This is a genomic window from Pontibacter sp. HJ8, from assembly GCF_054824225.1.
The window spans coordinates 1-8704 of the sequence record NZ_JSYF01000384.1; the positions used below are offsets into that span (position 1 = coordinate 1).

General features: G+C 47.6%; 9 protein-coding genes. 6 read left to right on the forward strand and 3 right to left on the reverse strand.

All coding sequences use genetic code 11. The annotated features are described in order from the left end of the window. On the forward strand, positions 1-691 hold a 691-nt coding region (hemH, locus tag OB13_RS15935), incomplete at its 5' end, for a ferrochelatase (RefSeq protein ID WP_461491167.1). A gap of 208 nt (positions 692-899) precedes the next feature. On the opposite strand, the gene OB13_RS15940 is transcribed toward hemH, so the two are convergent. From OB13_RS15940 to glmM, 3 genes are all read right to left on the reverse strand, one after another. Then, a complete protein-coding gene (locus OB13_RS15940) occupies positions 900-1478 on the reverse strand; it encodes an LOG family protein (RefSeq protein WP_461491168.1) in 579 nt (192 codons plus the stop codon). A 96-nt stretch (positions 1479-1574) separates the two neighbouring features. Then, positions 1575-2717, reverse strand: coding sequence for a cysteine desulfurase family protein (locus OB13_RS15945; protein ID WP_461491169.1), 1143 nt, complete (start codon positions 2715-2717; stop codon positions 1575-1577). A gap of 138 nt (positions 2718-2855) precedes the next feature. After that, positions 2856-4247 carry a phosphoglucosamine mutase gene (gene glmM / locus OB13_RS15950; protein ID WP_461491170.1) on the reverse strand — a complete coding sequence of 464 codons (1392 nt, stop codon included), beginning with the start codon at positions 4245-4247 and terminating at the stop codon, positions 2856-2858. A 222-nt stretch (positions 4248-4469) separates the two neighbouring features. On the opposite strand from glmM, the gene mazG reads away from it, so the two are divergent. From mazG to OB13_RS15975, 5 genes are all read left to right on the forward strand, one after another. Next, positions 4470-5279: a nucleoside triphosphate pyrophosphohydrolase gene (gene mazG / locus OB13_RS15955; protein WP_461491171.1), complete on the forward strand. Its 810-nt coding sequence runs from the start codon at positions 4470-4472 to the stop codon at positions 5277-5279. A gap of 579 nt (positions 5280-5858) precedes the next feature. Then, positions 5859-6725: a MotA/TolQ/ExbB proton channel family protein gene (locus OB13_RS15960; protein ID WP_461491172.1), complete on the forward strand. Its 867-nt coding sequence runs from the start codon at positions 5859-5861 to the stop codon at positions 6723-6725. A 25-nt stretch (positions 6726-6750) separates the two neighbouring features. Beyond that, positions 6751-7356, forward strand: coding sequence for an ExbD/TolR family protein (locus tag OB13_RS15965; protein WP_461491173.1), 606 nt, complete (start codon positions 6751-6753; stop codon positions 7354-7356). 19 nt (positions 7357-7375) lie between these two features. Further along, positions 7376-7897, forward strand: a complete 522-nt coding sequence (locus OB13_RS15970) for an ExbD/TolR family protein (protein WP_461491174.1) — start codon at positions 7376-7378, stop codon at positions 7895-7897. 3 nt (positions 7898-7900) lie between these two features. Further along, positions 7901-8704: energy transducer TonB (locus OB13_RS15975; RefSeq protein ID WP_461491175.1), on the forward strand; the 804-nt coding region annotated here is incomplete at its 3' end.

Sequence of the window (8704 nt, forward strand, 5' to 3'; positions counted from 1 at the left end):
TGCCCTGGAAGAACTTCGGGAGAAAAGTGTGGACCGTATCATTGTGCTACCCCTGTTCCCGCAGTATGCGGCCGCATCTACGGGCTCTGTGCAGGACAAGATCATGGAGATCGTCAAGGAATGGTGGGTTATACCTAGCATCAATTTCATTTCTTCGTTCTGCGACGACCCCGGCTTTATCAACGCTTTTGCAGCGCTGGGCAAGCAGCACATGGCCCAGGATACCTACGATCATGTCATTTTCAGCTACCACGGCCTGCCGGAACGACAGGTACTGAAAGGCAGTGACAAAGGCTACTGCCAGCTCGGGGCCTGCTGCAACTCCTACAACAAGCGCAATAAGTATTGCTACCGGGCATCCTGTTTCGCGACCTCCCGCATGCTGGCCGAGCAACTGGGCCTGCGCGAAGACCAGTATACCGTGACCTTCCAGTCCAGGCTCCTGAAAGATCCGTGGTTGCAGCCGTATACCGACGAAGTCTTGAAAACACTTCCTGCAAAAGGAATCAAAAAAGTGCTGGCGTATAGTCCCGCCTTCGTAGCCGACTGCCTCGAGACCACAATTGAGGTAGGCGAGGAATTCAGGGAGATGTTCCTGGAAGCCGGCGGAGAGAAGTGGCAGCTGGTAGAGAGCCTGAACTCCAATCCGATGTGGGTGGAGGCTGTGAAGGAGTTGGTGCTCCAGCACTAGTGATGATTTGAAGATTTGGAAATGTGGAGATTTGAGAATGAATTCACAGGTATAAAAAGAAGCACCGCTGCAAGATTTTGCAGCGGTGCTTCTTTTTAAAAGTATTGTTATCGCAGATTCAGGTAAAAATCGCCGAGCTATGACCGAAGCCGCTTGGGCGCTGGATTCGAAAATTCATCTAAACATTTCCAAATCCTCAAATCATCAATTAGATCCGCTTAAAATCGACCCAGTAATCGGAAGTGGCATCGGAATAGGCCCGAAGCTTCTGCAGTAACAGTTCCGGGTCAGACTCTACGATCAGGTTCTGGCGCTGGTCCGCTTTCACGAAGCCTTCGGCAACCGTGTGGTCGATCATTTCAAAGAACTTGTCGTAGTAGCCATTCACATTATAAAAGGCTACCGGCTTTCGGATGATGCCCAGCTGATTCCAGGTAATAATCTCGCAGATCTCGTCGAAAGTGCCGAAACCACCGGGCATGGCCACGAAGGCATCGGAACGGGCTGCCATAATGGCTTTGCGCTCGTGCATGGTTTCCACCACTATTAATTCCTGCAGGCCGGTATGCCCTACCTCCCGGTCCATCAGGCTTTGCGGAATTACCCCTACCGCTGTACCACCTGTTGCCAGCACGGCATCCGCGATCACGCCCATCAGCCCCACTTTGCCTCCTCCATACACCAATCCTATACCTTGCTCTGCCATTAGGCGGCCCAGTTTCTCAGCTTCCACCTGGTAGGTCTCATTGCCCACATTGGCCCCACAGAAAACACCTATACTTTTCATCCTTTTAATTTATATGTTTCAATACGTATTCCAGGTATAAACAAAGGCTCCAGCATTTCTACCGGAGCCTTTATTTATACCATAAGCAGCCAATTGTTAGACCAGCACTTTCTTATACATTTTTGCCAGCGTCTCCGCTACATAGTCTATCTCATCAACTGTGTTATACTTGCTGAACGAGAAGCGGACTGAACCACGGGCCGGGTCTACACCCAGGGCACGCAGCACATGTGAACCGGCATTGGCACCACTGCTGCAGGCACTTCCACCCGAGGCTGATATTTTGTTTATGTCTAAGCTGAAGAGCAGCATCTCATTGATATCCGATGCCGGCAGGCTTACGTTGAGTACCGTGTAGAGGCTCTTATCGCCAAACTCAGACATACCGTTGAAGCTGACATCCTCCAGCTGCTCCCTGAGTTTAAAGATCATCCGGTCTTTCAGGCTTTGAATATGCTTTGCATGCTCCACCATGTCGCGGTAAGCAATTTCCAGTGCCTTGGCCAGGCCAATGATGCCGTACACGTTCTCGGTACCGCCCCGCATGTTGCGCTCCTGCGCCCCACCCTGAATAAGCGGCTGTATCTTGGTGCCGGCATCACAGTACAGGAAGCCAACGCCTTTCGGCCCGTGGAATTTATGGCTCGAACCTACGATGAAGTTTGCCCCCACCTGCTGCAGGTCGTGCTTGTAGTGCCCCATTGTCTGCACCGTATCGGAATGGAAGATGGCATCATACTTTTTGCAGATTGCTCCGATCGCCTCAATGTCGTTGAGCGTCCCGATCTCGTTGTTGGCATGCATGATCGACACCAGCGTTCTGGGGTTAGACGCCAGCAGCTCTTCCAGGTGCTCCAGGTCGAGTACACCACGCTTGTCGTGACGCAGGTAGCTCACGTTCATCTCTCCGTTCTTTTCGAGCATTTCCAGGGTATGCAGCACCGCATGGTGCTCCAGCTGCGTTGAAACGGCATGCGTAATGCCCAGTGAACGGCAGGTACAGACAATGGCGGCGTTGTCAGCCTCGGTACCACCGGAGGTGAAGAAGATTTCGGCTGGCGAAGTATTGAGCAGTGTCGCTACGGTTCTGCGGGCTTTTTCGATCGCTGACCTCACTTCGCGCCCGTGTGCGTGTATGGAGGAGGGATTACCGAAGTGCTCCAGCATAAAAGGCGCCATGGCATCAAAAACTTCCTTGTCTAAAGGAGTGGTAGCAGCATTGTCTAAATAAACGCGCATGTCATTATTGTTTAATCTGTATTCTATTCGAACTACTAAAGTATAAAAAAAAGTTGCGCCAGGAGGAAAGAATATAGTTCTCTTCTCCTGGCGCAGCCAGTTTTGTCTATTGGGATCGGTATCTACAACAACAGCTCATCAGGACTTAACAGAAATGATTTCTCTTATATCGTCGATGATCTTGTTGGCCAGGTGATCAGCAGTTGCGTTGCTGTCTGACTCGGCATAGATACGGATAATCGGCTCTGTGTTGGACTTGCGCAGATGCACCCATTCTTTGCCAAACTCTATCTTTACGCCATCAATCGTGTTGATCGGCTGCTTGGCGTAACGCTCCTGCATCTGGCGCAGTACCTCATCCACGTTCACATCCGGCGTCAGCTCTATCTTATTTTTTGAGATATAATAGCTTGGATAAGAAGCTCTCAGGCGTGTCATGCTCATATCGGCCTTGGCCAGGTGCGTCAGAAACAACGCTATACCTACCAGAGCATCCCGGCCATAGTGCAGCTCCGGATAGATGATCCCCCCGTTGCCTTCTCCGCCAATGATGGCATTCTGTGCCTTCATCATGTTCACCACATTCACCTCGCCTACGGCGGCTGCATAGTAGCTGCCTCCTGCTTTCTCGGTCACATCGCACAGGGCTCTGGTAGAAGAAAGATTGGAAACCGTGTTGCCCACCTGGTTCTTCAGTACATAATCCGCAACGGCGACCAGGGTATATTCTTCCCCGAACATGCTGCCGTCTTCGTTGATCAGCGCCAGGCGGTCTACATCCGGATCTACGACAATGCCCAGGTCGAATTTGCCTTTTTCGATTACACGGGAAATTTCGCGCAGGTTCTCCGGAAGTGGTTCCGGGTTGTGGGCAAAGTTACCATCCGGCTCACAAAAGAGCTTTTCAATTTTATTTACGCCCAGTGCTTCGAGCAGCATCGGCACGGCTATACCTCCGCTGGAGTTCACACAGTCAATCGCTACGCTGAAATCCTTGGCTTTGATGGCTTCTACATCTACCAGGGGCAGCGCCAGTATGGCATCGATGTGCTTTTTCAGATCTTCGTCACTTTGCTGATAGCTTCCTAGGTCATTCACCTGGGCAAAATCAAATGCTTCCTGCTCAGCCAGCTCCAGCACCAGTTTGCCTTCTTCGTCCGAGATAAACTCCCCCTTCTGGTTAAGCAGCTTTAGAGCGTTCCATTGTTTTGGATTATGGCTGGCCGTCAGAATGATACCCCCTCCTGCTTTGCGGTCTGGCACGGCCATCTCTACAGTAGGCGTAGTAGATAAGCCCAGATCTATAATATGAATGCCCAGACCCTGTAAGGTAGCACATACCAGCTTATTGACCATATCGCCGGATATGCGTGCGTCGCGCCCCACTACAATCGTATTGTTGTTGGTTGTCTGCAACACCCAGGTACCGAAAGCAGCGGCAAATTTCACAACGTCCACCGGAGTGAGCGCGTCACCAGCCTGCCCGCCAATCGTACCTCTAATTCCTGAAATTGATTTTATTAATGCCACTCGTCGTATATAGATTTCAGCTGCAAAAGTAATAATTTAGTTTTTACTAAGAGAATTTTATACTCATTTCTACCCACCCGTCTTGGCCGACAGCGTATATCAGCAAGCTATCAAAAAAATTATCTAAATTTTTTATGCAAAAACACCTGCCTGCTCATCATACCAAGTAGTACACAACGCACTTACAACTACCTCCAACCAGAATTTAGTATATTTGCCTTTATGAATAGCATACAATTTGATGATACGCCCCGCGGACGCCAGCTCCAGGCCTTCAACCGCATCCTGGATGTGATGGACGAGCTGCGTGAAAAATGCCCCTGGGACAGAAAACAGACACTCAGTAGTTTACGCCACCTCACGATCGAGGAAACCTATGAGCTATCCGATGCCATACTCCGCCAGGACATGCAGGAGATCAAGAAGGAAATCGGCGATATTATGCTGCACATGGTCTTCTATGCCAAAATTGCCTCAGAACAACAGGCGTTCGACATAGCCGATGTGCTCAACTCGCTCTGTGAGAAGCTTATCTTCCGGCATCCGCACATATACGGAGACGTAACTGCCAACACGGAAGAAGAAGTAAAACAAAACTGGGAAAAGCTGAAGCTCAAGGAAGGCAACAAATCGGTACTGGGCGGAGTACCTGGTTCACTGCCGGCACTCGTAAAGGCTATGCGCATACAGGAGAAAGCCCGTGGTGCCGGCTTCGACTGGGATGAAAAATCTCAGGTATGGCAAAAGGTACAGGAGGAACTAAATGAGTTCGAATCAGAGTTTAACATTCTAGACACCAATACGATAGACCACGAGAAGGCTACTGCTGAGTTTGGTGATCTACTATTCTCGCTCATTAATTTTGCCAGATTTATAGAGATCAATCCGGAAGAAGCGCTTGAAAAAACTAATCTTAAATTCATCGACCGGTTTCAGTTTATCGAACGTGAAGCAGCAAAGGCAGGCAAGCAATTGCAGGACATGACATTGAAAGAGATGGATTTTTACTGGAATGAAGCAAAAAAACTATAGGCATGCATACAAGTTTAAAATTGACTTGATATATTTATGGCTCTGAATTGTGACCCCACCCCTACCAGCAAGCTTAATTGAGTTCTTTTATTTGTTGTAGTACCCCTTTACATACCTTGTTCTTTCACAATTGCACAAGCGGGCTTGCATAGCCTGGATAAAAGCATAGCAGGTCACATCACCCTAAATATATTGCATTACGTACATATATAGCATTACGTACGAGCTCAGTCAGGCGGATCAGTCCGCTGCAAAATCACCCCCAGAAGGCCAAAGCAAAGAGATAGGACCAGCATTGAAGAACGAAGTTTAAACTTTGGATAAAACTTTATATTGGATATATTTGTAAAGGCGCAGTATAGTCTTTGATAATTGAGGTACTTAAACAGGAATTTTATTGGAGTAATAGCTATTCCGAATAGAATTTATAAATTTAGAGCTTCAAAACCTTTGAAAACAGAAGAAAAAGCAGAAATTGCAAAACCAACAAAGAACTAAATCTGAAACAATTACATTCTTATATTACACAAACAACAATAATTACAACACAAACAGCTAAACTTTAAACTTTTAAACAAAATGGAAAAAAAGACTGCAGTAGTGAGCAAAGATGCTAATGTAGAGAAAAAAGCAAGCCCGATTGGCGGCGTATTTGCGAGTATTGTTATTCCGCTTGCGCTGGTAGCATGTGTGCTTATCTATATGTTCGTTTTTGGCAACCCTGCCAACTTCGAAGGCAACGATCCGAACAACCACCCACTTCCGGGCAACTACCTTGGCATCGTTTACAAAGGTGGATGGGTAGTACCTCTTTTGCTAGCTCTCAACCTGCTGGTATTCATCTTCGCAATTGAGCGTGCGCTTACCATCAGCAAAGCAAAGGGTACAAAAAGCGTAGCTGAATTCGTACGCAACATTTCAAGCAGACTGAAGCAGCATGACATCAACGGTGCTATCGCTGCCTGCGATGCTCAAAAAGGTTCCGTTGCTAACGTAGTAAAATCCGGCCTGCTGAAGTACAAAGAAATGCAAAGCGAGCCAGAACTGCTGAAAGCAGAGAAAGTAGCCTCTATCCAGAAAGAAATCGAGGAATCTACTTCTCTTGAGCTGCCAATGCTGGAGAAAAACCTGGTAGTTATTTCAACTATCGCTTCTATCTCTACACTGGTTGGTTTGATCGGTACGGTACTTGGTATGATCAAGGCCTTCTCGGCTCTTGCAACTTCAGGTGCTCCTGACTCAGTAGCTCTTGCAAACGGTATCTCTGAGGCCCTTATCAACACGGCTCTTGGTATCACAGGTTCTACCATCGCGATCATCGCCTACAACTACTTTACAAGCAAAATCGATGAGCTGACTTACGGCATCGACGAAGCTGGTTTCAGCATGGTGTCTACTTTCACAGCGCAGCACGACACGCCAGCTGTTAGACAACAAACTGTATAAGTTAAACTGTATTTAACCAGATAAGATGCCTAAAGTAAAAGTAAAAAGAACGAACCCTTCATTGGACATGACGCCAATGGTGGACTTATTCTTCTTGCTGGTTACTTTCTTTATGCTGACTGCAACAGCCCGACCAGACGAGGCTGTTATAGTAGACACACCTTCATCTGCTTCAGAAATTAAGATCCCGGATATTAACGTAATAACCATTACGGTTGATAAAAATGACCGGGTGTTCTTTGGGGTAGACGGACAGCAGACAAAGGAAGCATTACTTGACAAGATAGCAGGTAAGTATGGAGTTGGCTTTACGGCAGAAGAGAAAAAAACATTCTCTCTTCTGAGTAACTTCGGTGTACCGATAAACCAACTGCAACCTTTCCTGGCTATGGAATCAAATGCTCGAAAGGAAGTGAACCAGCCTGGAATTCCAATTGACTCTGCTCGTAATGAGCTTGGTGACTGGGTATTGCAAACACGTCTTACAAACCCTCAGGTAGTAATTGCTATCAAAGGTGACCAGGATGTGAGCTACCCAACAATTAAGCGAGTAATGGATATCCTGCAGGAGAAGAAGGTAGACAGGTTTAACCTGATTACCGACATGGAGGTAAAGCCAACGAATCTTTAATTAGGAAGGAGATAAGAAAATGGCAGAAATGCAACAAAAGGCCGACTCTGGCAAAGGTGGTAAAAAACGCGCCAAACGCCAGTCGACCAAAATTGACATGACACCGCTGGTAGACCTTGCCGCCCTTCTGATTACGTTCTTCATGCTTACCACGACTTTCAACAAGCCGCAGACCATGGAGATAAACATGCCAAAGAAGGTTGACAATCCGGAGGAACAGATAGCCTTGAAAGCCAGTAACGCCTTGACTATTATACTTGGCGGGGATAACAAGCTGTACTACTACTTTGGCCTGGCGGAAGATAATCCAGAAGTAGTCGAGTCGAGCTATGCGCCAACCGGCATCCGTAAGATTTTGGTATCACCACAAGTGAAATCAAATGATAAGATGACGGTAATGGTGAAGCCAACGGAGGAAGCCCGCTATAAAAACGTAGTGGATATCCTGGACGAGTTAAAAATAACCGATACCAAGAGGTTTGCCATGGTAGATATTGCCGAGTCAGACAAGAAACTGGTACAAGAACAAATAGGAAAATAAGATATGGAAGTTAGCAAGTTAGCAAAAGCATCGCTCGATGACATCGTCTTTGAAGGACGAAACAGGGCGTACGGTGCCTACCTACTTCGCAAAATTTACAACAAGCATATCACAATTGCCGCAACTGTAGCAATTGTATTGTTCTTCCTCTTCCTCAGTATTCCTTTGATTGCCAAAATGATCAAAGGAGACCAGGACCAAGAACAAGTGGTAGACCGAATTGTAACAGAAGTAGACCTGGCCCCACCGCCACCACTAGATGAGACAACGCCACCGCCGCCTCCGCCGCCACCAGATCTTCCACCACCACCACCACCCGTGCGTGCACAGGTGAAATTCACGCCTCCAGTTGTAAAGCGTGATAATGAGGTACAGGAAGAAGAAAAAGTTCCGGATCAGACAGAGCTGGAAGAAGCAGACATCGGAACGAAAACAGTGGAAGGTGTAAAAGGCGCCCCACTGGATTTGGGTGACATCGACGGCACAAGCGATGTAGTAGCCGAAGTAGTAGAAGAGAAGCCATATACCTACGTAGAGCAGATGCCTGAATTCCCAGGTGGTGAAGGCGAAATGTTAAAGTATCTTGGCAAGAACATCCGCTACCCTGCAGCTGCTCAAAGAGCCGGCGTAGAAGGTCTGGTAGTTCTATCGTTTGTAGTAAGCAAAACAGGTGAGATATCTGAAATTCAGATTGTAAAAAGCCTGGGCTCCGGTACAGACGAAGAAGCCATGCGTGTTGTGAAAACAATGCCGAAATGGTCTCCAGGTAAGCAGAACGGTAGAACAGTACCTGTTCGCTATACCTTG

What these genes read in the sequence shown, in the direction of transcription:
- OB13_RS15940 (WP_461491168.1), bottom strand. Translation starts at nt 1,478, where the DNA reads ATGAAAAGTATAGGTGTTTTCTGTGGGGCCAATGTGGGCAATGAGACC.
- OB13_RS15945 (WP_461491169.1), bottom strand. Translation starts at nt 2,717, where the DNA reads ATGCGCGTTTATTTAGACAATGCTGCTACCACTCCTTTAGACAAGGAA.
- mazG (WP_461491171.1), top strand. Translation starts at nt 4,470, where the DNA reads ATGAATAGCATACAATTTGATGATACGCCCCGCGGACGCCAGCTCCAG.
- OB13_RS15960 (WP_461491172.1), top strand. Translation starts at nt 5,859, where the DNA reads ATGGAAAAAAAGACTGCAGTAGTGAGCAAAGATGCTAATGTAGAGAAA.
- OB13_RS15965 (WP_461491173.1), top strand. Translation starts at nt 6,751, where the DNA reads ATGCCTAAAGTAAAAGTAAAAAGAACGAACCCTTCATTGGACATGACG.
- OB13_RS15970 (WP_461491174.1), top strand. Translation starts at nt 7,376, where the DNA reads ATGGCAGAAATGCAACAAAAGGCCGACTCTGGCAAAGGTGGTAAAAAA.